The following is a 21,978-nucleotide window of genomic DNA, read 5'->3' as shown; positions in this document are numbered from 1 at the left end:
CGTGCGCAATTTCGAATCCCTCCGCCGCCATATCCAGACCGCGGGCTACAACGCCACCGCACATGGCGAGGACGTGATCTGCATCGAGCTGTCGCTCGAGAAGGGTACGCGGCACCAGTCGATCTTCCTGTCCGAACTCGACGACGACGATGGTCGTCCCTACCTGCGCGTCAGCACCGCGATCGCCCCTACTACTGGCATGGACCCCAAGCGCGCGCTGGGCTTCAACTGGCAGAGCGTTGTCGGTTACCTCGCCATCGGCAACCTCGACGGCGTGCCCTACCTGCAACTGGTCGAGAACCGTCCGTACGAAGGCCTGGATGGCGCGGAAGTCGATCGCCTGGTGCTGGAGATCGGCGGCCTCGGCGACCGCATGGAACGCATGATGTCAGCCGGCGGCGACTTGCTCTGACATCCCGGCGCGGCTCCCACCAGGAATTCCCACCAGGAACTCCTGCTCCAAAGAAAAGGCCCGCATCCGCGGGCCTTTCTGCATCTGCAGGGCGGGTTACACCCAGCCCATTGCCTTGAACCATTTGAAGAATGCGTAGGCGAAGGTGCCTGCGGCCGGAATGGTGAGGATCCACGCCCAGATCATCTTCTCGACCACGGTCCACTTGATCGAATTGAAGCGCTTGGCCGTGCCCACGCCCATGATCGCCGCGGAAATGTTGTGGGTCGTCGACACCGGGATGCCCAGCGACGAGGCGAGCAGAATCACCGAGGCCGCGCTGGTTTCCGCCGCGAAGCCGTGGATCGGATGCAGCTTCACCAGCTTGTGGCCCAGCGTCTTGATGATGCGCCAGCCGCCGGCCGCGGTGCCGGACGCCATCACCAGCGCGCAGGCGACCTTGATCCAGGTATCGATGTCGTTGTTGTCGATCGCACCCTGCGAGGGATGCAGGAACGACAGCCACCCCGGCAGGTTGGCGAGCGAGCCATCCGCCTGAGCGGCGACCAGCGTCAGCGCGATGATGCCCATGGTCTTCTGCGCATCGTTGGAGCCGTGCGCAAAGCCCATGGCACCGGCGCTGAGGATCTGGGCCTTGCCGAAGAAACCGTTGACCCAACGTGGCCGTGCCATCCGCCGCAGCACGCCGCCGCTGGCGGCCATGCCGGAAATGACCGCGAAGATGACCCCCATCACCAGGAAGCCAGTGACGAAACCCAGCACCGGCGAGGTGACCATGGGTACCACCACCTTCCACAACACGCCGGCGCTCTTCCACACCGGCTCCTTGGCCTGCGCCCAGATGATCGCGTCGAAGTTGTTCGAGGCGGCCGCCAGCGCCGCGCCGCACAGGCCACCGATCAGCGCATGCGAGGACGACGATGGCAGGCCCAGGGCCCACGTGATGAGGTTCCAGATGATGCCGCCGAGCAGCGCGCACAGGATCAGCTGCGAGGTGACATCGACCACGCCGGAATCGATGATGCCCGAGGCCACCGTCTTCGCGACCGCGGTGCCCCACAGCGCGCCGAACAGGTTCATGCCGGCAGCGAGGCCCACCGCCTGCATCGGCGAAAGCACCTTGGTTGCCACGACGGTGGCGATGGAGTTGGCGGTGTCGTGGAAGCCGTTGATGTATTCGAACACCAGCGCCACGAGCACCACGACCAAAACTAGGGTCAGCATGACGGCATCTCCTTCGTATGCCGCTGCTTACGAGTTCTTCAGCACGATTTCGTAGGAGACCACGCCGGCTTCGCGGCAACGGTCGATGGCTTTTTCGAGGATCTCGAAGAATTCCTTGAGCAGGAACATCTGCAGGTGGTCGAGCTTGCCGGAGTAGATGTCGCGGTACAGCTCGAGCATCAGGCGGTCCGCCTCGATCTCGATCGAGCGCAGGCGGTCGTTGAGCGCCTTCATCTTCTCGATCTTCATGTGGCGCAGTTCGTGGACCATCTCGACCACCACGGACGCCGCCTGCTCCAGCATCGCCGCGCGCGGGGCGAAATCGATCCCTTCCAGGTGGGTGACCGCCAGCGAATAACGGTCCGCGAACTTCTCGACCTGCTTGGGGATCTTGTAAAGCGCCGAACTGAGTGCCTCGATGTCCTCGCGCTCGATCGGGGTGATGAAGCTGTTCACCAGCTCCTGGCTGATCTTTTCCGAGGCCTCGCGCTCACGCTGGCGTGCGAGCTTGAACGCATCCAGCGACGGGGACCGCTGGGTGTCCTTGAGCATCCCGTGCAGGGCCTTGGTGCTGTCGTGCGCCGCGTTCGCCGCCGCCTCGAGCAGCGTGTAGAACTGCATGCCTTGGCCAAAAATGGTTTGCAGGGAGAACATGAGGAGCCTCGTGGATCGGTCGGCGGAACTGGTTGGGTGCGGCGAGAGCTGCGGCGGGCGCGATTATGACGGTTCGGCGACACCTTGGGCCATGTCCGGGCGCCGATTGCGCTCCGACTGCATGCGGCCATGCCGCCGTCCGAGCCGGCGTGGCGCATTCGCCGGGGCGTGACGGGCGCCTGTTAACATCCCTTCGCCCCCCCTTCCCGCCATCCTCGTGGACGACGACCCAGCATCGCACCCCCCCGCAAAGGCCAGCCCCCTCGCGACCTGGCCCTGCCGCCACATTGATTCCGTGTCCGCGGACACCGCCATCAAGGACCGGCCCGGATGCTGCGTTTCCTGATCGTCGTCGCCCTGATCCTGTTCAACGCCTTCTTCGCGATGTCGGAGATGGCCGTGATGACGTCCCGCAAGAGCCGCCTCAAGCAGATGGCGGTGGGCAGCCGTCGTGCCGCCAAGGCGCTGGAGCTAGCCGAGCATCCGGAGAGCTTCCTCTCCGCGGTGCAGCTGTGGATCTCGTTGCTCAGCCTGCTGATCGGCTACTTCGGCGGCGAATCCTTGGGCGTTGAGATCGCCGTCCCGCTGCGCAATGTGCCGCTGCTGGCGCCATACGCCGGCGAGATCGGCTTCGTCGCCGGTTTCCTGCTGATCCTCTTCTCGTTCGGCCTGGTCGGCGAACTGGTGCCGAAACGCATCGGCACGCTGCGCCCGGAGCAGATCGCCGCGGCCGTGGCCTATCCGATGGATTTCTTCGCCAAGGCGGCCAAGCCCTTCGTGATGCTGCTCGCGTGGTGCACGCGCTCATTCATGCGCCTGATCGGCCTGGGCACGGGCAATGACGAGCGCGTGACGGAAGAGGAGATCCGCATGCTGGTGAGCGAGAGCCATGAGCAGGGCGTGATCGATGCCGACGAGCGCAAGATGATGAATCGCGTGCTCAGTCTCGGCGACCGCACCGCGGAAAGCTTGATGACGCCGCGCATGCGCATCGTCTGGCTGGACGCGGGCGCGAGCCGCGAAGAGAACCTTGCCGCGATGCGGGAACACGCGTATTCGCGCTACCCGGTTTACCGCGACAGCGACAGCGACGTACTCGGCGTGCTCGAGGTGAAGATGCTGCTCGAACGCTTCGGCGAAACCGATCCCGATCTCTTCGGCGAACTGCGCGAGCCTCTGTTCGTGTCCGAATCCACGCATGCGCTGAAGCTGCTGGACATCTTCCGCGAGGAGCAGCAGTCGTTCGCGCTGGTCGTGGACGAGTACGGCGACGTCAGCGGCCTGGTAACCGTCAACGACCTGATGGGCGCCGTGATGGGACGCATCTACGAGGGGCTGTCGCCCGAGGACGACGCGCACGAACCTCCGGTGGTTGAACGCGAGGACGGTTCGTATTTCGTCGATGGCGCGTTGCCGCTGGAGGAACTGCGCGAACTGGTCGGCGGGGGCAGCTTGCCGGGCGAGGACGAACACGACTTCCACACGGCGGCCGGCATGGTCATCGCGCATTTCGGCCGCATCCCGCACGTCGGCGAGCATTTCGGCTGGCGCAGATGGCGTATCGAGGTCGTCGACCTTGATGGACCGCGCATCGACAAGCTGCTGCTCCAACGCGAAACCCGCGACGAGGACGACGACAACGATGACGCCAACGGCTGAGCACCGTCGCCCTGCAGGTCCGCAGGAAGCCGGGGCCCGTGCATTGCTAGATCACTTCGCCGAGGGCGATCCGGCGGAAACCATCCACCTCGATGACGTGCTCGCCGACCTGGAGGAGCGCGCGTTCGGCATGGTGCTGTTCCTCTCGATCCCCACGGCCTTCATTCCCGGCGTCGCCGGCGTGATCAGCGGGCCACTGGTGATGTTGGTTGGCGTGCAATTGCTGTTCGGGCGCAACGAACCCTGGCTGCCTGCCTTCATCGGCCGTCGCGGCCCGCACCGCCTCGCCATGGTCAAGTTCCGCGACAAGCTCGATCCATGGCTGGCGCGGCTGGAGCGCGTGGTGAAGCCGCGCGCGCACGTGCTGCTGGACCACCCGGTGGCGAGCGCCTTCACCGGGCTCAACCTGATCGTCCTGGGCCTGCTGCTCTCGTTGCCCATTCCGTTCACCAACGTGGTGTTCGCGTTGCTGTTGCTGCTGTTCGCGCTGGGACTGCTGGAACGCGACGGCCGACTGCTGGCCGTCGCCTGGACCGCGAGCGTGTCTGCAATCGCGGTGTTCGGCGTGCTGTCGGGCAGCCTGGCATCGGCGGCCAAGCACTGGTTCGACATGGCGTTCTGAGCCCCGCCGCGTGCGGCCGGGGCGAACGCCTCGCTAGAGGAGCTTCTGGAACTCCGCGATCCGCATCGGATGGCCCAGCAGGTACCCCTGCGCCAGGTCGCAGTCGCGGTCGCGCAGCAGTTCGTACTGCCCTTCGCGTTCCACGCCCTCGGCTACGACGATGATGCCGAGCGAGTGCGCCATCGCGATGATCGCGGTGGTCAACGCGAGGTCGTCGGGATCGCGGAGGATGTCCGCGATGAAGCTACGGTCGATCTTGACCCCATCGATGGGCACCCGGCGCAGGTGGCTCAGCCCCGAGAAGCCGGTACCGAAGTCGTCCAGCCACACCTGCACGCCGGTGTCGCGCAGCTGCGACAGCATCGCGCTCGCGAGCGATTCATCGCCCAGCACGGCGGTTTCGGTGAGTTCGAGGTGCAGATGCGCGGGATCGAGTCCGGTTTCGCGCAGCACCTTGGCCACGAGCTGCGGCAGGTCGCCGCTGCGCAGCTGGCGGGGGGACAGGTTGACCGAAACGAACAACGGTTCGCGATCGCCGCGCAGCGTGCCCCAATGCACGGCATCCTGGCACGCGGCCCGCAGCACCTGCGGACCCAGCGTCTCGATCAACCCGCTCTGCTCCGCCACTTCGATGAACACCGACGGCGCAATCATGCCGTGCTCGGGATGCTGCCACCGCAGCAGCGCTTCGGCGCCCACCAGTTCATTGTCGGCAACGCGGTAGACCGGCTGGTAGACCAGGCTCAGTTCGCCACGGTCCCACGCCCCGCGCAGTTCGTGTTCCAGGTGCACGCGGCGCTCCACCGCCTGGTCCATCGCACGGCTGTAGAAGCGGTAGCAGTTCTTGCCGGCCACCTTCGCCTGGTACATCGCGATGTCGCCGTTCTTCATCAGCGCGTTGGCGCCCGACGCGTCCTGCGGGAACAAGGTGATGCCGATCGACGTGCCCAGGAACACCTGGCGATCGTGCACGGTGATCGGCTGCCCCAGTTCGCTCACCAGCGCCTCGGCCAGGCGACTGGCCACGTCGCGCGCGTCCTGCCCGCTGTGCGCGTCTGGCTCGACCAGGATCACGAATTCATCGCCGCCGAAGCGCGCGAGCGCCGCTCCTTCGCCGCCATAGCGCGTGACGCTGTCGCGGATCCGCTGGGCGAACTGCAGCAACACTTCATCGCCGGCATCGTGGCCGAGGGTGTCGTTGACGCGCTTGAAGTCGTCGATGTCGGCAAACAGCAGCGCCAGCTGGCGGCCGGCGCCTTGCATCCGCAGCAGGCGCTCGTCCAGGGTCTCGCGGAAGGCGAGCCGATTGGCAAGGCTGGTCAGCGCATCGGTATAGGCCATGCGCCGGATTTCGCGGTCATGGCGCGCGACCGAAGTATTCATGCGGCTGAAGGCACGCAGCAGGTCGCCCACTTCGTCGTTGCGGTTGCTGACCGGTGTGCGGGCGGCCTCGAAGTGGCCCAGCTCCATCGAATGCGCGGCATCGGCCAACTGGCGGATGGGACGCACCAGGAACCTCTGGATCAGCCACAGCATGAGCACGCCCAGGCCCAGCAGGCCCGCGCTCAGCACCACCACCCACAGCAACTGGCGGTGCCCAAGTTCGACCAGCCGCGCCCGCAGTTCGCCAACGGCGGCATCCTGGTCGTTGCGCAGGCCACGCAGGTCGAAGCCGACGCGCACGCCGCCGATGCGTTGGTTCCCGATCATGATCGGCGAGGCGACATCCATCAGGTCCTCGCCAAACTGCGTCAGCAGTTGCGGCGCGGCGACCGCCTGCGGCGCCATCGCATCGTCCATGCGCTTGCCGTAGCTCGGAATTTCCTCGCTGCCGTCATGGAGGATGTTGCCGTCATCGTCGTATACCAGCACGTAACGGATGCCCGGCTGGTTGAGCGTGGCGCGGCTGAGCACGCCGATCGCATCGAGGTCGAAGTAATAGAGCGGATTGGCCAGCGATTCCGACAGCTGCGTGACCATGCCCTCGCCCTGGCGGCGCAGGCCGGCGCTGGCGATGCGCTCCATGCCGTCTCGGGTGACGGCTTCGACTTCGCCCTGCATGCGCGTCTGCCGGCCCCACAGCAAGGCCATCAGCGACAGCACGACCAGCAGGGCCAAAGCCATGAGAGCGAGGAATCGGGCCTGCAGCCCGTAGCGAAGATTCATCCGCGAAACGCCCCGTCGATCGCCTGCATCATCGATTGCGCCTTATTCCACTTCGCTGCGCACGCGGGAGACGCCATCGGCGAGGTTGTCGAGCGCGCGCTGCGACTCGGCATCCACCGGCAGGAAACGGGTCGTCTGGAAGAACCCCTGCAAGGCATCGCGGGCTTCCGGGTCCGTGGCGGCATCGCGCAGCACCTTGCGCAGGCGCGCCTCGACCTTCGGATCCATGTCGCTCCGCACCAGTTCGAGTGCCCGCGGCACGTCGCCGGTCTCGGCGATCACGCGCAGGTCCTGGCGGAATGCGGCGGGCACGCGGCGCGGATTTTCCCAGTCGACGTTGCTCATCACGCCCACATCCACGAGGCGCTTGTGCACCCAGGTGGCGATGTTGAGTTCGGAACGGGCGAAGACATAGCCGACGACGCTCGAATTGAGCTTGTCGGTCGGCGACAGCAACAGCTCCAGCGAGTTGCCACGGTGCAGCAACTCGGTCGCCGGCAGGAAGTAGGCGCTGGTCGAACTCGGTCGCTGGAAAGCGACGCTATGGCCGTGCAGGTCGTCCAGCGACTTCACGTCGCTGTCCGCCCGGGCGAAGAACACCGTGTGGTAATGACTGGTGCCATCGCGCTCGGTCAGCAGTAGTGCCTTCGCACCCGCGCGCTGTCGCAGCATCATGCCGGTGCCGGCGGTTTCGGTGACCCAGTCCACCCGGCCGCGGCGCAGGTAGCTGGCCATCTGCTGCGCATCCTTGGCCATCAGGATGCGGCCCTCGCGGATGCCGACGTCGCTCATGCGCGGCACCACGTAGTCGAGCAGCGACTTCAGTTGTTCGTAGTGAGCCTTGGGGTCGTCGCTGATCCGGCCGAGCACCAGCACGCCGGGATCGCCGGCCAGCGCCGGCAACGGCAGCAGCAGGGCGAAAGCCAGGGCCAGGGCGGCGATACGTCGCAGGTGGGCGGACAGGCAAGCGCTCAAGCAGTGGACCGGCAAGCGAGACGACGCCGCAGACTAAAGCAAAAAAACCGGGCGTGGGGAATTTGTCCGCGGCTCCGGCAGCCTGCTTCGCCCCGGGCTAGGAGTCGCGCGCACCGGCCAGCCTGGCCATCCGCTGTGCGTCCGCCAGCACGCCGCGGAGGATCCGCACCTCGCGCGTATCCGGCTGCGCGCGCAGGAACAGTCGTCGCAGCTTGCGCATCGCCGATTCCGGCGCGCGCCCCTTGTGGAAGTCGATGGCGTCCAGGGTTTCGGCGAGCTGGGCGAAGAAGCCCTCCATTTCCGCGTGCGAAGCCGGCTGCTCCTGCTCTTCGGGGCCTGGCGCCACCGGCACCGTCGCCAGGGCGGCCAGGCGGACCTCGTAGCTCAGTACCTGCACCGCCATGGCGAGGTTGAGCGAGCTGTATTCCGGATTGGCCGGGATGTGCACGGCCGCATGGCACAGCTCGTATTCGTCGTTGGTCAGGCCCGTGCGTTCACGGCCGAACACGAGGGCGATCTCACCCCCGGCCGCCGCTTCCCCGATCGCCCTGGCGCCGGCTGCGCGCGGCTCCAGCTCCTCCAGCGCAATGCGGCGGCTGCGCGCGGTGCAGCCCAGCACGAGGCGGCAGTCGGCGATGGCCTCGGCCAGCGTCCCGTGGACGGCGGCGGCGGCCAGAACATCGTCTGCACCGGCCGCGAGCGCGTAGGAATCGGCGTCCGGGGCGCGTTCTGGCGCCACCAGCACCAGCCGCGACAGGCCCATGGTCTTCATGGCCCGGGCGGCCGAGCCGATATTGCCGGGGTGTTGGGTGCCCACGAGCACGACGCGGATGCGCTCGGCGAAGGCGGTGGTTTCGGTAGCGGGGGCGGTGCTCATGCGTGGCAATGGTAAACTCCGCGCCCCGGTCATCGAACCGGCCCGCTCTTTCGCACCCGCCAGCCCGTCCCCAGCCCCGATCAGAGGCCCGTATCGCCATGCAGAAGCCCGCCGTCACCCTCATGGTCAAGGCCGCCCGCGCCGCCGGCAATGTGCTGTTGCGCAACATGCACAAGCTCGACGCTCTCAACGTCGTGGAGAAGGACCGGCTGGACTACGCCAGCGAAGTGGACGGACAGGCCGAAACGGTCATCATCAAGGAACTGCGCCGGGCCACGCCCGATTACGCCATCCTCGGCGAGGAAGGCGGCGCGCAGGGTTCCGGCCGCTTCACCTGGGTCATCGACCCGCTCGACGGCACCAGCAACTACCTGCACGGCTTCCCGCATTTCTGCGTATCCATCGCCCTGGTCGAGAACGGCGAGCCGATCCATGGCGTGATCTTCGATCCGCTGCGCAACGACCTGTTCACCGCCAGCCGCGGCAGCGGCGCGACCCTCAACGACAAGAAGATCCGTGTCGCCGAGCGCAAGGACCTCAACGGCGCCTTCCTGATCACCGGCTTCCCGCCGCGCGAGCGCAAGAGCGTCGGCGCCCACCTCAAGTGCATCGAAGCCCTGCTGCAGGATGCCGAGGACATCCGTCGTACGGGCTCGGCGGCGTTGGACCTGGCCTACGTGGCCTGCGGCCGCGCGGATGCGTACTTCGAATCCGGCGTGAAGCCCTGGGACATCGCCGCCGGCGCATTGATGGTGCGCGAGGCCGGCGGAAAGGTCGTCGACTATCGCGGCCGTTCGACGGGCCCGATGGACACGCGCGGCCTTATGGGTCGCCCGCTGGTCGCCGGCAACCTGAAGATCTGCGATGCCTTGCAGAACAAGATCGTGGCGACGGGATACGCGAACGCCCTGGATTGAACGGCTCGGGCAAACGGACGTAAAGAAAAAGGCCGCGCAATGCGCGGCCTTTTTTTGTTGCCGTGTTGCCGGCCTTACGGACGGCGCGCCAAGGCGGCTTCGTCGCGCGCCTTCGGCATCAGGTCCTGCTTGCTCGCACCCAGCCACATCAGCAGCGGGCAGGCGACGAAGATCGAGGACAGCGTGCCGATGATGATGCCGATCATCTGCGACTCCGCCATGCCGCGCAGCGAGTTGCCACCGTAGATGTACAGGGCCAGCACGGTCAGGAAGGCCACGAACGAGGTGATCACGGTACGCGACAGCGTCTGGTTGATCGACGCATTCAGCACTTCCGACGGCGTCGCGCGCATCGAGCGGAAGTTCTCGCGCACGCGGTCGAACACCACGATGGTGTCGTTGACCGAGTAGCCCATCACCGATAGCGCACCGGCCAGCACCGTCAGGTCGAATTCGTGCCCGGTCAAGGCAAACCAGCCGACCACGATCACCACGTCATGCAAGGTCGCGATGATCGCCGCGACGGCGAACTTCCACTCGAAGCGGAACGAGATGTAGATCAGGAAGCCCAGGACCACGAACACCAGGGCGAGGATGCCCTTGTCGCGCAGCTCCTTGCCGACCTGCGCGCTGATCTCGGCGCTACTGCGCACCTCGGCCGGGTTGTCGGCCGTGGAAGCGGCCTGCTTCACGTCCTGCGCGACGCTCGTCGCCACCTTGCTGCTGGCGGCGCCTTCCTTCGCCTGCAAGCGGACCAGCAGGTCGGTACCGGTGCCGAAGCTCTGTACCTGGGCGTTTTCGTAACCGGCTGCGGACAGGCGCGAACGGACCGCCTCGACCTCGATCGGCTTGGCGAAGCGCAGCTCGACGCCCACGCCGCCGGTGAAGTCGAGGGCGAAATTGAAGCCATTGACGGCCATGGCCCCGATCGCCACGAACATCAGCAGGGCCGCGATGGCCAGCGACACCATGCGCACGCGCATGAAGTTGATGTGGCTGTCGTAAGGGAACACGTTGAAAGGTTTCATGGAAGCGGCTCCCTCAGATCCAGATCGTCTTCAGCCTGCGGCGGCCACCGTAGATCAGCGTGGCGATGGCGCGCGAGACGGACACGGCCGTGTAGGCCGAAGTGGCAATACCCAGCATCGTGGTGATGCCGAAACCGCGCAGCGGGCCGGTGCCGAACGCCGCCATGGCCAGGCCGACGAGGAACGCGGTGATGTTGGCGTCGAGGATGGTGCCCGCGGCGCGGTCGTAACCGGTCGCGATCGCCGTCTGCGGAGGCAGGCCAAGCCGCAACTCCTCGCGTATACGCTCGTTGATCAGCACGTTGGCGTCCACCGACATACCTACCGTCAGCGCGATACCCGCCAGGCCCGGCAGCGACATGGTGGCGCCGAAGAACGACATCAGCGCGAACACCATCAGCAGGTTGAGCAGCAGCGCGATGCAGGTGACCACGCCGAACATGCGGTAATAGAACAGGAAGAAGACCAGCGCGAAGACGAACGAATAGGTCACCGCGCGCAGGCCGCGCTCGACGTTCTCCTTGCCCAGGCTCGGGCCGACGATGCGCTCCTCGACGAAGTCCATCGGTGCCGCCAGCGAACCGGACTTCAGCAGCTTGGACAGGTCCGCCGCTTCCTGGCTGCTCAGGCCGGTGGTCTGGAATTCGTTGCTGAACACGCCCTGGATGGTCGCGACCGACACCACTTCTTCGCTGATGCGGGTGCTGCGCACTTCCTTGCCGTCGACGATCTTCACTTCCGGCAGGCGCTCGATGTACACCACGGCCATCGGCTTGCCGACGTTCTCGCTGGTGAAGTCGAACATGCGCTGGCCACCGGCGCTATTGAGGCGCACCGACACGGTCGGCGAGCCGCTGCGCTGGTCGAACCCGGTGGTCGCGCCCACCAGCTGGTCGCCCGAGGCGATCACGCGCTTGTTGAGCAGGATCGGCATGGGCTTGCCGTCCGGACCGCGTTCGCGGCGGTAGTAGACGCGCGCCTCGGGCGGCACGTTGCCGCTCTGGACCGCGTCGATGGCATTGCCTTCGACGACCGCGCGGTATTCCAGCGTGGCCGTCGCGCCGATCATGCGCTTGGCCTGCGCGGTGTCCTGCACGCCCGGCAGCTCGACGACGATGCGGTCGTTGCCCTGGCGCTGGATCACCGGTTCGGCCACGCCCAGCGCGTTGACGCGGTTGCGCAGGGTGGCGACGTTCTGCTCGATCGCATCCGCGGCGTAGCGTTGCAGCTCGGTTGGCTGCACCTGCAGGGCAATCTGGTTGCCCTGTGCCTGCTGCACCAGCGTCGGCTGGCTCTTCGCGATCGCGCCCGTGGCGGCACTGGCTGCGCCGGCATCACGCAGCGTGGCCACGATGCTGTTGTCGGGACGGCGATCCACCGAGACGTAGGCGATGCGATTCTCGCGCAGCAGCACGCGCAGGTCTTCGGCCGTCGCATCCAGCCGCTTCTCGAGCGCGGCCTTCTGGTCCACCTGCATCAGGAAGTGCACGCCGCCCTGCAGGTCGAGGCCCAGCGACATCGGCCGCGCACCGAGCTTTTCCAGCCAGTCCGGCACGGTCGAGGCGATGTTGAGCGCGACGATGTAGTCGCTGCCCAGCTCAGGGCGCAGCGCGTCGGCCGCCTTCACCTGCAGGTCCGGATTGGTCAGGCGGACCAGCAGGTTGTTCTTCTTCTTGTCGATCTCGACCTGCTTGGTCGCGATGCCGGCCTTCTGCAGGCTGTCGGCCACGCGCTTGCGCAGCGACTCGTCGACGGGGGCACCGTGATTGGCGGTGACCTGCACCGACGGGTCCTGCGGAAACATGTTCGGCACCGCATACACGGCGCTGAGCAGCAGGACGACCAGGAAGGCAACGTATTTCCAGCGTGCGTAAGTCAGCATCTAAAAGGTCCCGTGGCAGCTCCCCGGCCGCCGTCGTGCAAAACGTGATGAAGGCGGCTTATGCCGACTTCAAGGTGCCCTTGGGCAGGACATTGGCAACGGCGCCCTTCTGGATGCGCAGGCGCACGTTGTCGGCTACCTCGACCGTGATGAAGTTCTCACCGATGTCGGTGACCACGCCGGCGATGCCGCCGTTGGTCAGCACTTCGTCGCCCTTCGACAGCTTGTCGAGCATGGCGCGGTGTTCCTTCTGCCGCTTCATCTGCGGGCGGATCATCAGGAAGTACATGATCGCGATCAGCGCGATCGGCATCAGCAGGCCGAAGCCACCCAAGCCCTGCGGCTGGGCCGCGGCCTGGGCATAGGCGGGAGCGATCAGGAGGTCGAGCAGGTTCATTGGGGTGCTTCCGGAAGCGAAATAACGGGGGATTATGGCACGCCGTCAGACCCCGAGTTGGGGGACGGGCATGGCGCGGGTGGCATAGAAGGACTCCCGGAACGCGGTGAAGGTTCCCGCGGCGATCGCCTCGCGCATCCCGGCCATCAGGCGCTGGTAATGGCGCAGATTGTGCAAAGTCCCCAGCACCGGGCCGAGCATCTCGTTGCAGCGGTCCAAGTGGCGCAGGTAGCTGCGACTGAAACCGTTGCGGCAGGCGTAGCAGTCGCAACCCTCCTCGATCGGCCGGGTGTCGCGCTCATACATCGCATTGCGGATGCGCACGGCCCCCGTGGCGGTGAAGAAGTGGCCATTGCGGGCGTTACGGGTCGGCATCACGCAATCGAACATGTCGACGCCGCGCGCAACCGCTTCCACCAGGTCCTCCGGCCGCCCTACCCCCATCAGGTAGCGAGGGTGGTCTTCCGGCAATTGCGGCGCGGTGTGTTCGAGCATGTGGTTGCGCTCGGCCTCCGTCTCGCCCACCGCCAGCCCGCCGATCGCGTAGCCGTCGAAGCCGATGTCCTTGAGCGCCGTCGCCGATCGCGTGCGCAGGTCGTGGTGGACGCCGCCCTGGACGATGCCGAACAGTGCCGCGTCGTTGCCCTCGTGCGCGCGCTTGCTGCGTTCGGCCCAGCGCAGCGACAGCTCCATCGATCGCTTCACCAAGTCGGCCCCGACCGCCACGCCGTCGACGTGCACCGGCGGGCACTCGTCGAAGATCATCACGATGTCCGAGCCGAGCACTTTCTGGATGTGCATGCTCTCTTCGGGCCCGAGGAACACCTGCGAACCATCGGTCGGCGCGGCGAACTTCACCCCCTGCTCGGTGATCTTGCGGCGGTGCGCCAGCGAGAACACCTGGAAGCCGCCGGAATCGGTGAGGATCGGTCCGTTCCAGCGGGCGAAACCGTGCAGGCCGCCGTGGTCGGCAATCACGTCCAGGCCGGGACGCAGGAACAGGTGGAAGGTGTTGCCCAGGATGATCTCGGCACCGAGTTCGCGGACCTGCTCCGGCAGCACGCCCTTCACCGACCCGTAGGTGCCCACCGGCATGAACGCCGGCGTTTCCACCGTGCCGCGCGGAAAGGTGAGGCGGCCGCGGCGCGCGGCGCCATCGGTCTTGAGCAGTTGGAAGGACATGCGGCTCATATGTATTGCTCAGCTCTCTTTCTTGCCTTTGGCCTTTGGCCTTTGGCCTTTGACTTTTGGCCTTTGCCGTTGCTCGTCATCCCGGCGCAAGCCGGGATCCATTTTGCTTTCGCTTTCGCCTTCGCTTCTTGCTTTCGAAAGAGCAAAAGCAACAACAAAATGGATCCCGGCTTTCGCCGGGATGACGTCCGAAACTACTCGGGGCGCGGATATAGCAACATCGCATCTCCGTACGAGAAGAACCGGTAGCGCTGGCGGATCGCGTGCTCGTAGGCGGCGAAGATCCGCGCCTTGCCGGCGAAGGCCGAGACCAGCATCAGCAGCGTGCTTTCCGGCAGGTGGAAATTGGTGATCAGCGCGTCCACCGAGCGGATGCGGTAGCCCGGCAGGATGAAGAGGCGCGTCTCGCCGGCGAACGGCTGCAGTTCAGCGTCCCCCGCTTCATCCAGGCGTGTTGCGCTTTCCAGCGCGCGCACCACCGTCGTGCCGACCGCGATCACGCGCCCACCGGCCTCGCGCGTACGCCGGATCTGTTCGATCAGTTCCGCGCCGACGTTGAGCCATTCGCTGTGCATCACGTGCTGGTCGAGGTTCTCGACGCGCACCGGCTGGAACGTGCCGGCGCCGACATGCAGGGTGACGTGGCCGAACTGCACGCCACGCGCGCGCAGGGCGTCGAGCAGCGCGTCGTCGAAGTGCAGGCCTGCCGTCGGTGCCGCCACGGCGCCGACTTCGCGGGCGAACACGGTCTGGTAGCGCTCGTCGTCGTCCACGCCGGGTTCGCGCTGGATGTAGGGCGGCAGCGGCAGCCGCCCTGCATGCAGCAGCCATTGCTCCAGCGATTCGGGCACATGGAAGCGCACGAGGTAGAACTCGCCGTCGCGGCCCAGCACTTCCAGTTCACCGCCGGCATCCAGCGCGATGCGCGCGCCGTCCTTCGGCGACTTGCTGACCCCCAGTTGCACACGCGCGTCGGATCCGCCCAGCAGGCGTTCGATCAGGATCTCGACCCGGCCGCCGGTGGCCTTCTGTCCGAACAGCCGTGCCGGGATCACACGGGTGTCGTTGAACACCAGCAGGTCGCCCGGCTGCAGCAGGGACGGCAGGTCGCGGAACCCACGGTCCTCGAAACGCCAGTCAGGGGCCGCCCCGCCCGGTGGCACCACCAGCAGCCGGCTGGCCGAACGCTCGGCCAGAGGGGCCTGGGCGATCAGTTCCGGGGGCAGGTCGTAATGGAAATCTGACTTCTTCAAAGGGGTGGGCAAGCGGCGGGGAGCCGGCAATTGTAGGGCTTCCGGGCATTCCGCCCCTGGCCCATGGCCGACTTACCGCTCGAACTTCGCCGACAGGATGATTGAAGAGGTGGTGCGCTCCACCCCGTCCACCGCTCCGATGCGGTCGGTCAGCTCATCCATCTCCGACACGGTCGGGACCACGCCCATCGCCACCAGGTCGAAGGAGCCGCTGACCGAATGCAATGCACGCACCTCGGGCATGGCACGGAGCGACTCGACCACGGCCGCCATCTGCTTGGGCAGCACGGTAATCATGATGTGGGCGCGGATGTGGCCACGCTCGGCCGCGTCGTTGACCCGCACGGTGTAGCCGCCGATCACGCCCTGCCGCTCCAGCCGCTCGATCCGGCTCTGCACGGTGGTACGCGACAGTTTCAACCGGCGCGCGATCTCGGCGGTCGAGGCGCGGGCGTTCTCACGCAACACGGTGAGCAGCTGCTGGTCGGTGGCGGTTATCTTCATATTGCACAATTGTATTCGTCATATCGACGAAATAACCAACTATTTCGTCCAATTCATTACTACCGATCGACGAAATTATCCCGATAATAGGCAAATTATCTGGAGAATCCCCATGGCCGTGACCGAAAAGCTCGTACCCCTGCGCGCCCATGGTGGCAAGCGCCGCACCGTCGGCCTCGATGACGCCGTCATCGTGAAATTCGCCGCTTCGCATCCCGACCTGGTCGAGGCCATCGATGCGGCCGCGGCCGAGTACGAAAGCATCAAGGGTGAATTCGCCGACCTGCTCGACCTGGACGAGGAAGCGCAGCTGCGCGCCGTCCAGGCCGGTTACGTCAACTTCTATGCCGACGACGGCGTGAACCCCTACATCGCCCTCGCCGCCCGCGGCCCGTGGATCGTCACGCTCAAGGGCGCCGTGCTGCACGACTCGGGCGGCTACGGCATGCTCGGTTTCGGCCACACCCCGAAGGCCGTGATCGACGCGATGGCCAAGCCGCAGGCGATGGCCAACATCATGACGCCGTCGCTGACGCAACTGCGCTTCGAGAAGGCGATCCGCGCCGCCATCGGCCTGAGCCGCGGCGCCTGCCCGTACGACAAGTTCCTGTGCCTCAACTCGGGTTCGGAATCCGTGTCGCTGGCCTCGCGCATCGTCGACGCCAATGCCAAGACCATGACCGATCCGGGCGCGCGCCATGCCGGCCGCACGATCAAGCGCCTGGTGGTGAAGGGCAGCTTCCACGGCCGCACCGAGCGCCCTGCCCTGTATTCGGATTCCTCGCGCAAGACCTACGCGCAGTTCCTGGCCAGCTACCGGGGCGAAGACAGCGTGCTGGCGGTCGAGCCCTACGACATCGACGCGCTGAAGAAGGTCTTTGCCGATGCCGACGCCAACGGCTGGTTCATCGAGGCGATGTTCCTCGAGCCAGTGATGGGCGAAGGCGATCCGGGCCGCGGCGTGCCGGTCGCGTTCTACAACGCGGCGCGCGAGCTGACCAGGGCGCATGGCTCACTGCTGCTGGTCGACTCGATCCAGGCCGGCCTGCGCGCCAACGGCGTGCTGTCGATCGTCGACTACCCCGGCTTCGAGAACATCGAGGCTCCGGACATGGAGACCTATTCCAAGGCGCTCAATGCCGGACAGTACCCGCTGTCGGTGCTTGCGGTGAGCAAGCGCGCCGGCGAGATCTACAAGAAGGGCCTGTACGGCAACACCATGACCACCAATCCGCGCGCGCTCGACGTCGCGGTGGCGGTGCTCAAGCAGGTGACGCCGGCGTTGCGCGAGAACATCCGCGCCAAGGGCAAGGAAGCGACCGACAAGCTCGAGAAGCTGAAGTCGGAACTCGGCGGCATGATCACCAAGGTCCAGGGCACCGGCCTGCTGTTCTCCTGCGAGCTGTCGAACGAGTTCAAGTGCTACGGCGCGAACTCGACCGAGGAATGGTTGCGCGAGCATGGCCTCGGCGTGATCCACGGCGGCGTCAACTCGCTGCGCTTCACCCCGACTTTCAACATCACCAGCGAGGAGATCGACCTGATGGTCGGCATGGTCGCGCGGGCGTTGAAGGAAGGTCCGCGCGCCCGGCAGGCCGCCGCGGCCTGAGAGCCCATTCCCCCCGATGGTGCTCCAGAAGGCCGGTAGATCCGGCCTTCTGTTTTTCTGGCGATCGGATCGACGCACTCTTCCGGTCGCGCGGGTAGCGGTTCCGCTCTGTCGAACTTGCACTTATGCTCGCCGCATGAAGATCGTCGAAGTCCGCCATCCGCTGGTGCGGCACAAGCTGGGCCTGATGCGCGAGGCCGGCATCAGCACCAAGGCATTCCGCGAACTCGCCTCGGAAGTCGCGACGCTGCTGACCTACGAGGCCACGTCCGACCTTGAAACCGAGGAAGTCGTGATCGACGGCTGGGCCGGCCCCGTCGCCACGCATCGGATCAAGGGCGCGAAAGTCACGCTGGTACCGATCCTGCGCGCCGGCCTGGGCATGCTGCCGGGCGTGCTCGAGCTGATTCCCGCGGCCAAGGTGGGCGTGGTCGGCCTGCAACGCGACGAGCGCACGCTGCAACCGATCGGCTACTACGAGAAGCTCACCGGCCGCATGGACGAACGCACCGCGCTGGTCCTGGATCCCATGCTCGCCACGGGCGGCACGCTGATCGCCACCATCGACATGCTCAAGGCGGCAGGCTGCCGGCGCATCAAGGGCCTGTTCCTGGTCGCGGCCCCGGAAGGCCTGCGCGCGCTTGAAGCCCGCCACCCGGATGTCGAGGTCTACACGGCCTCGATCGACGAGCGCCTCAACGAGGTCGGTTACATCCTGCCGGGCCTGGGCGACGCGGGCGACAAGATCTTCGGAACGCGGCACGGGTAACGCCGGACGGCGGGGAGATTCGTCCCGCTCAGGCCTTGCGCTGCCGCCTGCGTCGCAGAGCAATGAGGATCGCGCCGGCGATCGCCAACAGCCCGCCGGCAAGGAATGGCCAGACGCACTGCACGTGCCCGGGCCTGGAGGCGACGGGAGCAAGCGGCGGAATCGGATGCCCACCGTCGTCGGGATCCGCCGCCAGGCGCCAGACGTCCGCGCGCAACACGACCTTCCCGGCAAGTGGCGGCAACACCAGTTCGCGCCAGCTCACCCGCAGGTCGCCCACCTGGGGTTCGAGGGGGTTCTCCGCGCTACCCAGGCCTTCGCCCTCCGGCTGGAAGGAAGCGGCCAGGTTGGCCGGCAGGCGCGAGAAGTTGGGCCGCATCACCCGCCATTCGCCGAGACTGCGCAATACTGCCGGATCCAGCGGCTTGCCATCCAGCGTCGGTTTTTCCGCCCACCAGCGGCGGTTGTCGAGCGGCAGCCTGGGCGGATTCGCATGCGCCGCATCGAAGCCGGAGGATTCGATCGGCGCATCGTGCCAGGCGCGTTCGTATCCGTGCTCGACGCGCTGCCATTGGTACATCTCGACCCGGCGGTCGAGACCGAATTCACGGGTGCCCACCCTGAAATCGGGGTCCACCAGCGACTCCCCCGGATCGGGAAAACTCTCGGGCTCGCCTTGCGCCCAGGCGGGCGCTGCCTGCAGCAGCAACAGCGCCGACGCGGCGAAGCGGAACGGAAACGTCACGCCGCCAGGGCCCTGGCGTGCAACGCGGCCACTTCGTGCGCAGTACCGAACTTGCCCTTCTCGTCACGAACGACCTGCGCGAGCGCGCAGCCGGGATCATGGGTGAAGAACAGGTGCACGTTGCGAACCAGCTTGTCCTCGAGAAACTGCTTCTTCTCGTCGATCAGCAGCTCGGCATTGCGGTCGTAGCCCATGGTGATCGGCACATGTACCCACGGACGGCCGGGAATCAGGTCGGCGCAGAACACCACGCCACCATGCGCGTCGCCGTTGACCATGTCCGGGCCGACGATTTCCGACAGCATCAGCCCCGGCGTGTGCCCATCGCTGTAGTGGAAGCGCACGGCGTTGCCGAGCGTCTTCGAATGCGCGCCATCAACCAGTTCGAGCCGGCCCGTCGCTTCCAGCAGCCCCGGCAACTCGGCGATGAAGCTCGCGCGGTCGCGCGGGTGCGGCTTGCGTGCGCGCTCCCAATGCTCGCGTCCGACGACGTAGCTCGCGTTGGGGAACACGAGCCGCGGTGCCACGCCCTCTTCCCATGCCGCCAGGACGCCGCCGGCATGGTCGAAATGCAGGTGCGAGAGCACGACCACGTCGATGTCTTCCGGCTTGAAGCCCGCGGCGGCCAATGAGTCCAGCAACACATGGCGCTCTTCAACGACGCCATAGCGCTCGCGCAGCTTCGGTTCGAAGAATGCACCGATGCCGGCCTCGAACAACACGGTCTTTCCAGCAAGCGGGCTGGCCAGCAGTGCGCGGCAGGCCAGGTCGATACGGTTATGCGCGTCGGGCGGCGACCACTTCTCCCACATCGCACGGGGCGCATTGCCGAACATCGCGCCGCCGTCGAGTTTCTGGCTGTTGCCGAGCAGGGACCAGAGCTTCATTGCCGCTTTTCCGATGGAGGCATGGCGTGATTATCGCGCCGAATACCGCTATGGCGAAGTGGACGCGGCGTTCCGGCCAAGGGGATCAATGGCTTCGGCTTGGCAGCACCTCGGCGCTGCCGACGGGATTGCGCGGATCGGAACCGCCTTCCAGCGTATTGGCGCGCTTGTCCCACGACACGGTCTGCAGGTTGCCCCACGGTGTTTCGGCCACGTTCACCGTGTGGCCCATTGCCTGCAACGCCGACACGGTCGCCGCATCGATCGCACCCGGTTCGGACGAAATCGCATCCGGCATCCACTGGTGGTGGAAGCGCGGCAAGGCGGCGACCTGCTGCGCGTCCAGGCCGGCGTCGTAGCCGAGGATGCCCACGAGCACCTCGGTGATGATGCGGCTGCCACCGGGCGCGCCGATCACCGCGAGCCGGTCCTTGGACTCGATGAAGCTCGGCGTCATCGAGCTGAGCATGCGCTTGCCCGCTTCCGGCGCGTTGGCAGCGAAGCCCATCACGCCGAACGCGTTGGGGGTGCCCGGGCGCAGCGCGAAGTCGTCCATTTCGTTGTTGAGCAACACGCCGGTACCGGGCGCGACCATGCCCGAGCCGTACAACAGGTTCACCGTCTGCGTCGCGGAGACGCGGTTGCCATCGGCATCGATGATCGAGAAGTGCGTGGTCTCGTCGTCTTCGAGCGGCGCGGGTTGGCCCGGCAGCAGCGCGCTAGGCGTGGCCTTGTCGGGATTGATGCCTGCGCGCAGGCCCGCCGCGTAGTCCGGGCTCGTCAGGCGCCGCACCGGCATCTTCACGAAGTCGGGATCGCCAAGGTAGATCGTGCGATCACGGTACGCGCGGCGCATGGCTTCGACGACGACGTGGTGGCGATGCGCGGAATCCAGCTTCGCCAGGTCCCAGCCTTCGAGCATGTGCAGCATTTCCGCCAGCGCGACGCCGCCCGACGACGGCGGCGGCGAGGTGGTGACGTCCCATTCGCGGTAACGGAAATGCAGTGGTTCGCGTTCCTTGACGCGATAGCCGGTGAGTTCATCGGCGCGCCACCTGCCGCCTTCTTCCTTTACGGCCGCGAGCAGCTTGTCCGCCGTGTCGCCGCGATAGAAGCCGTCGAAGCCCTTCTCGGCGATCAACTCGATCGTGCGTGCGAGTTCGGGCTGCTTGAGGATCTCGCCCGTCGTCGGCGGCGTGCCGTCGGCGAGGAACACCGCGCGCGTGCCGCGATAACGTTCCATCACCGCACGGCGGCTGGCGTAGCCCTTTTCCAGGCGCGGATAGATCTCGAAGCCCTCGCGCGCCAACCGGATCGCCGGCGCGAGCGTGGTCCTGAGCGGCAGGCGTCCGTATTTCTGCGCCAGGTGCACCAGCGCCCCCGGAAGGCCGGGAATACCCGCCGACCACGGGCCGTTGGTCGCGCGATCGCGATCGAGTTCGCCCTTCTCGTCAAGGAACGCCGCGGGCGTGGCGGAGGCCGGGGCGGTTTCGCGAGCGTCGACGAAGACGTCCTTGCCGGTCTTGCCATCGTGGAGCAGGAAGAAGCCGCCGCCGCCGATGCCGGAACTGATCGGCTCGACCACGGCCAGCGTCGCCGATACCGCCACGGCCGCGTCGAACGCGTTGCCGCCGGCGCGGATCATCTCCAGCCCGGCTTGCGTCGCCAGCGCATGGCCACTGGCAATGGCAGCGCCCGGTGGGTGCGGCTGCCGGGTCGCAGGCGCGGATCCCGCCGCGCAGGCATCCACGGACGCGAACAACAACACCAGGCACAGCAGCGCACGCAACGGCATCGGCGGCTTCCTCACAGGCGGGGCTTGGCGGCAACGGGCCCGCTGCAGCCGCATCAGCCCGGCGCCTGCAGGCGCGCGAGCTTGGCCAGCAGCTGCTCGTTGGATTCGGGGAATGCGGGATCCGGGTCGATGCACTCGACCGGACAGACGACCACGCATTGCGGTTCGTCGAAGTGGCCCACGCATTCGGTGCAACGCGACGGATCGATCACGTAGATGGTTTCGCCCTGCGAGATGGCCTGGTTCGGACATGCCGGTTCGCAGACATCGCAGTTGACGCAGAGCTCGTTGATCTTCAGCGCCATGGTTTCAAATCTGGACGATTACCGTCCTACTCCTCATCGACGGAAAAACTCCGTCGTTCCAGCGGAAGCTGGAACCCATTTTGATTTGATTTTGCTCTGTAAACAGC

21 protein-coding genes are annotated in these 21,978 nt (G+C 66.4%); 6 read left to right on the top strand and 15 right to left on the bottom strand.

What is annotated here, in order from left to right; all coding sequences use genetic code 11:
- Nucleotide 1: 1 nt before the first annotated feature.
- Complete coding sequence (locus tag ACXJJ9_RS15965; RefSeq protein ID WP_310053511.1) at nucleotides 2-412, top strand: hypothetical protein; 411 nt, start codon at nucleotides 2-4, stop codon at nucleotides 410-412.
- A gap of 96 nt (nucleotides 413-508) precedes the next feature.
- On the opposite strand, the gene ACXJJ9_RS15960 is transcribed toward ACXJJ9_RS15965, so the two are convergent.
- Together ACXJJ9_RS15960 and ACXJJ9_RS15955 are read right to left on the bottom strand one after the other, a co-directional pair.
- A complete protein-coding gene (locus ACXJJ9_RS15960; protein WP_457098109.1) occupies nucleotides 509-1,636 on the bottom strand; it encodes an anion permease in 1,128 nt (375 codons plus the stop codon).
- Nucleotides 1,637-1,663: 27 nt separating this feature from the next.
- Nucleotides 1,664-2,290, bottom strand: coding sequence for a DUF47 domain-containing protein (locus ACXJJ9_RS15955; protein WP_310053513.1), 627 nt, complete (start codon nucleotides 2,288-2,290; stop codon nucleotides 1,664-1,666).
- Nucleotides 2,291-2,620: 330 nt separating this feature from the next.
- On the opposite strand from ACXJJ9_RS15955, the gene ACXJJ9_RS15950 reads away from it, so the two are divergent.
- Nucleotides 2,621-3,949 carry a hemolysin family protein gene (locus ACXJJ9_RS15950; RefSeq protein WP_457098108.1) on the top strand — a complete coding sequence of 443 codons (1,329 nt, stop codon included), beginning with the start codon at nucleotides 2,621-2,623 and terminating at the stop codon, nucleotides 3,947-3,949.
- Nucleotides 3,933-4,571, top strand: a complete 639-nt coding sequence (locus ACXJJ9_RS15945) for an exopolysaccharide biosynthesis protein (RefSeq protein ID WP_457098107.1) — start codon at nucleotides 3,933-3,935, stop codon at nucleotides 4,569-4,571. Before ACXJJ9_RS15950 ends, ACXJJ9_RS15945 begins: the two co-directional genes overlap by 17 nt.
- 33 nt (nucleotides 4,572-4,604) lie before the next feature.
- On the opposite strand, the gene ACXJJ9_RS15940 is transcribed toward ACXJJ9_RS15945, so the two are convergent.
- From ACXJJ9_RS15940 to ACXJJ9_RS15930, 3 genes are all read right to left on the bottom strand, one after another.
- Entirely contained in the window at nucleotides 4,605-6,695 is a 2,091-nt protein-coding gene (locus tag ACXJJ9_RS15940) for a putative bifunctional diguanylate cyclase/phosphodiesterase (RefSeq protein ID WP_457098106.1), read from the bottom strand.
- Nucleotides 6,696-6,779: 84 nt separating this feature from the next.
- Nucleotides 6,780-7,712: a phosphate/phosphite/phosphonate ABC transporter substrate-binding protein gene (locus ACXJJ9_RS15935; RefSeq protein WP_457098105.1), complete on the bottom strand. Its 933-nt coding sequence runs from the start codon at nucleotides 7,710-7,712 to the stop codon at nucleotides 6,780-6,782.
- A gap of 97 nt (nucleotides 7,713-7,809) precedes the next feature.
- Complete coding sequence (locus ACXJJ9_RS15930; protein ID WP_457098104.1) at nucleotides 7,810-8,589, bottom strand: RNA methyltransferase; 780 nt, start codon at nucleotides 8,587-8,589, stop codon at nucleotides 7,810-7,812.
- Nucleotides 8,590-8,687: 98 nt separating this feature from the next.
- On the opposite strand from ACXJJ9_RS15930, the gene ACXJJ9_RS15925 reads away from it, so the two are divergent.
- Entirely contained in the window at nucleotides 8,688-9,506 is an 819-nt protein-coding gene (locus tag ACXJJ9_RS15925; protein ID WP_310053518.1) for an inositol monophosphatase family protein, read from the top strand.
- A 74-nt stretch (nucleotides 9,507-9,580) separates the two neighbouring features.
- Here the strand turns inward: ACXJJ9_RS15925 and secF are convergent, their stop codons facing one another.
- The 6 genes from secF to ACXJJ9_RS15895 form a co-directional block, all read right to left on the bottom strand.
- Nucleotides 9,581-10,534: a protein translocase subunit SecF gene (gene secF, locus ACXJJ9_RS15920; RefSeq protein ID WP_457098103.1), complete on the bottom strand. Its 954-nt coding sequence runs from the start codon at nucleotides 10,532-10,534 to the stop codon at nucleotides 9,581-9,583.
- Between the two features lie 13 nt (nucleotides 10,535-10,547).
- Nucleotides 10,548-12,416, bottom strand: coding sequence for a protein translocase subunit SecD (gene secD / locus ACXJJ9_RS15915; protein ID WP_457098102.1), 1,869 nt, complete (start codon nucleotides 12,414-12,416; stop codon nucleotides 10,548-10,550).
- A 58-nt stretch (nucleotides 12,417-12,474) separates the two neighbouring features.
- Nucleotides 12,475-12,813, bottom strand: coding sequence for a preprotein translocase subunit YajC (yajC, locus tag ACXJJ9_RS15910; RefSeq protein ID WP_310053521.1), 339 nt, complete (start codon nucleotides 12,811-12,813; stop codon nucleotides 12,475-12,477).
- Nucleotides 12,814-12,858: 45 nt separating this feature from the next.
- On the bottom strand, nucleotides 12,859-14,004 hold the full coding sequence (gene tgt / locus ACXJJ9_RS15905) for a tRNA guanosine(34) transglycosylase Tgt (protein ID WP_457098101.1): 1,146 nt from the start codon (nucleotides 14,002-14,004) through the stop codon (nucleotides 12,859-12,861).
- Nucleotides 14,005-14,198: 194 nt separating this feature from the next.
- The gene (gene queA / locus ACXJJ9_RS15900) at nucleotides 14,199-15,257 is read right to left on the bottom strand and encodes a tRNA preQ1(34) S-adenosylmethionine ribosyltransferase-isomerase QueA (protein ID WP_457098100.1); all 1,059 of its coding nucleotides are present in this window, start codon (nucleotides 15,255-15,257) and stop codon (nucleotides 14,199-14,201) included.
- A gap of 72 nt (nucleotides 15,258-15,329) precedes the next feature.
- On the bottom strand, nucleotides 15,330-15,761 hold the full coding sequence (locus tag ACXJJ9_RS15895; protein ID WP_310053524.1) for an Lrp/AsnC family transcriptional regulator: 432 nt from the start codon (nucleotides 15,759-15,761) through the stop codon (nucleotides 15,330-15,332).
- Nucleotides 15,762-15,873: 112 nt separating this feature from the next.
- Here ACXJJ9_RS15895 and ACXJJ9_RS15890 point away from each other — a divergent pair, with 112 nt between their 5' ends.
- Nucleotides 15,874-17,370 (top strand): aminotransferase class III-fold pyridoxal phosphate-dependent enzyme, encoded by a 1,497-nt coding sequence (locus tag ACXJJ9_RS15890; protein ID WP_457098099.1) that lies wholly within the window; start codon nucleotides 15,874-15,876, stop codon nucleotides 17,368-17,370.
- A 136-nt stretch (nucleotides 17,371-17,506) separates the two neighbouring features.
- The gene (upp, locus tag ACXJJ9_RS15885) at nucleotides 17,507-18,139 is read left to right on the top strand and encodes a uracil phosphoribosyltransferase (RefSeq protein WP_457098098.1); all 633 of its coding nucleotides are present in this window, start codon (nucleotides 17,507-17,509) and stop codon (nucleotides 18,137-18,139) included.
- Between the two features lie 28 nt (nucleotides 18,140-18,167).
- Here upp and ACXJJ9_RS15880 read toward each other — a convergent pair whose 3' ends face one another.
- The 4 genes from ACXJJ9_RS15880 to ACXJJ9_RS15865 all read right to left on the bottom strand — a co-directional run bounded on the left by ACXJJ9_RS15880 (nucleotide 18,168) and on the right by ACXJJ9_RS15865 (nucleotide 21,871).
- Nucleotides 18,168-18,884 carry a TMEM43 family protein gene (locus tag ACXJJ9_RS15880; RefSeq protein WP_457098097.1) on the bottom strand — a complete coding sequence of 239 codons (717 nt, stop codon included), beginning with the start codon at nucleotides 18,882-18,884 and terminating at the stop codon, nucleotides 18,168-18,170.
- Entirely contained in the window at nucleotides 18,881-19,771 is an 891-nt protein-coding gene (locus ACXJJ9_RS15875; RefSeq protein ID WP_457098096.1) for an MBL fold metallo-hydrolase, read from the bottom strand. The genes ACXJJ9_RS15880 and ACXJJ9_RS15875 overlap by 4 nt, the downstream gene beginning before the upstream one ends.
- Nucleotides 19,772-19,856: 85 nt before the next feature.
- Nucleotides 19,857-21,566 (bottom strand): gamma-glutamyltransferase, encoded by a 1,710-nt coding sequence (ggt, locus tag ACXJJ9_RS15870; protein WP_457098095.1) that lies wholly within the window; start codon nucleotides 21,564-21,566, stop codon nucleotides 19,857-19,859.
- Between the two features lie 53 nt (nucleotides 21,567-21,619).
- Complete coding sequence (locus ACXJJ9_RS15865; RefSeq protein WP_310053530.1) at nucleotides 21,620-21,871, bottom strand: YfhL family 4Fe-4S dicluster ferredoxin; 252 nt, start codon at nucleotides 21,869-21,871, stop codon at nucleotides 21,620-21,622.
- Between the last annotated feature and the right edge of the window lie 107 nt (nucleotides 21,872-21,978).

This window comes from Lysobacter sp. P5_B9, from assembly GCF_054049835.1.
This window is presented reverse-complemented; position numbering and strand designations above follow the sequence as displayed.

Bases quoted from the DNA above. Each gene is read 5' to 3' on its own strand.
- ACXJJ9_RS15960 (WP_457098109.1), bottom strand. From the start codon at position 1,636: ATGCTGACCCTAGTTTTGGTCGTGGTGCTCGTGGCGCTGGTGTTCGAA.
- ACXJJ9_RS15955 (WP_310053513.1), bottom strand. From the start codon at position 2,290: ATGTTCTCCCTGCAAACCATTTTTGGCCAAGGCATGCAGTTCTACACG.
- ACXJJ9_RS15950 (WP_457098108.1), top strand. From the start codon at position 2,621: ATGCTGCGTTTCCTGATCGTCGTCGCCCTGATCCTGTTCAACGCCTTC.
- ACXJJ9_RS15945 (WP_457098107.1), top strand. From the start codon at position 3,933: ATGACGCCAACGGCTGAGCACCGTCGCCCTGCAGGTCCGCAGGAAGCC.
- ACXJJ9_RS15940 (WP_457098106.1), bottom strand. From the start codon at position 6,695: ATGGCTTTGGCCCTGCTGGTCGTGCTGTCGCTGATGGCCTTGCTGTGG.
- ACXJJ9_RS15930 (WP_457098104.1), bottom strand. From the start codon at position 8,589: ATGAGCACCGCCCCCGCTACCGAAACCACCGCCTTCGCCGAGCGCATC.
- ACXJJ9_RS15925 (WP_310053518.1), top strand. From the start codon at position 8,688: ATGCAGAAGCCCGCCGTCACCCTCATGGTCAAGGCCGCCCGCGCCGCC.
- secF (WP_457098103.1), bottom strand. From the start codon at position 10,534: ATGAAACCTTTCAACGTGTTCCCTTACGACAGCCACATCAACTTCATG.
- secD (WP_457098102.1), bottom strand. From the start codon at position 12,416: ATGCTGACTTACGCACGCTGGAAATACGTTGCCTTCCTGGTCGTCCTG.
- yajC (WP_310053521.1), bottom strand. From the start codon at position 12,813: ATGAACCTGCTCGACCTCCTGATCGCTCCCGCCTATGCCCAGGCCGCG.
- tgt (WP_457098101.1), bottom strand. From the start codon at position 14,004: ATGAGCCGCATGTCCTTCCAACTGCTCAAGACCGATGGCGCCGCGCGC.
- ACXJJ9_RS15895 (WP_310053524.1), bottom strand. From the start codon at position 15,761: ATGAAGATAACCGCCACCGACCAGCAGCTGCTCACCGTGTTGCGTGAG.
- ACXJJ9_RS15890 (WP_457098099.1), top strand. From the start codon at position 15,874: ATGGCCGTGACCGAAAAGCTCGTACCCCTGCGCGCCCATGGTGGCAAG.
- upp (WP_457098098.1), top strand. From the start codon at position 17,507: ATGAAGATCGTCGAAGTCCGCCATCCGCTGGTGCGGCACAAGCTGGGC.
- ACXJJ9_RS15875 (WP_457098096.1), bottom strand. From the start codon at position 19,771: ATGAAGCTCTGGTCCCTGCTCGGCAACAGCCAGAAACTCGACGGCGGC.
- ggt (WP_457098095.1), bottom strand. From the start codon at position 21,566: ATGCCGTTGCGTGCGCTGCTGTGCCTGGTGTTGTTGTTCGCGTCCGTG.
- ACXJJ9_RS15865 (WP_310053530.1), bottom strand. From the start codon at position 21,871: ATGGCGCTGAAGATCAACGAGCTCTGCGTCAACTGCGATGTCTGCGAA.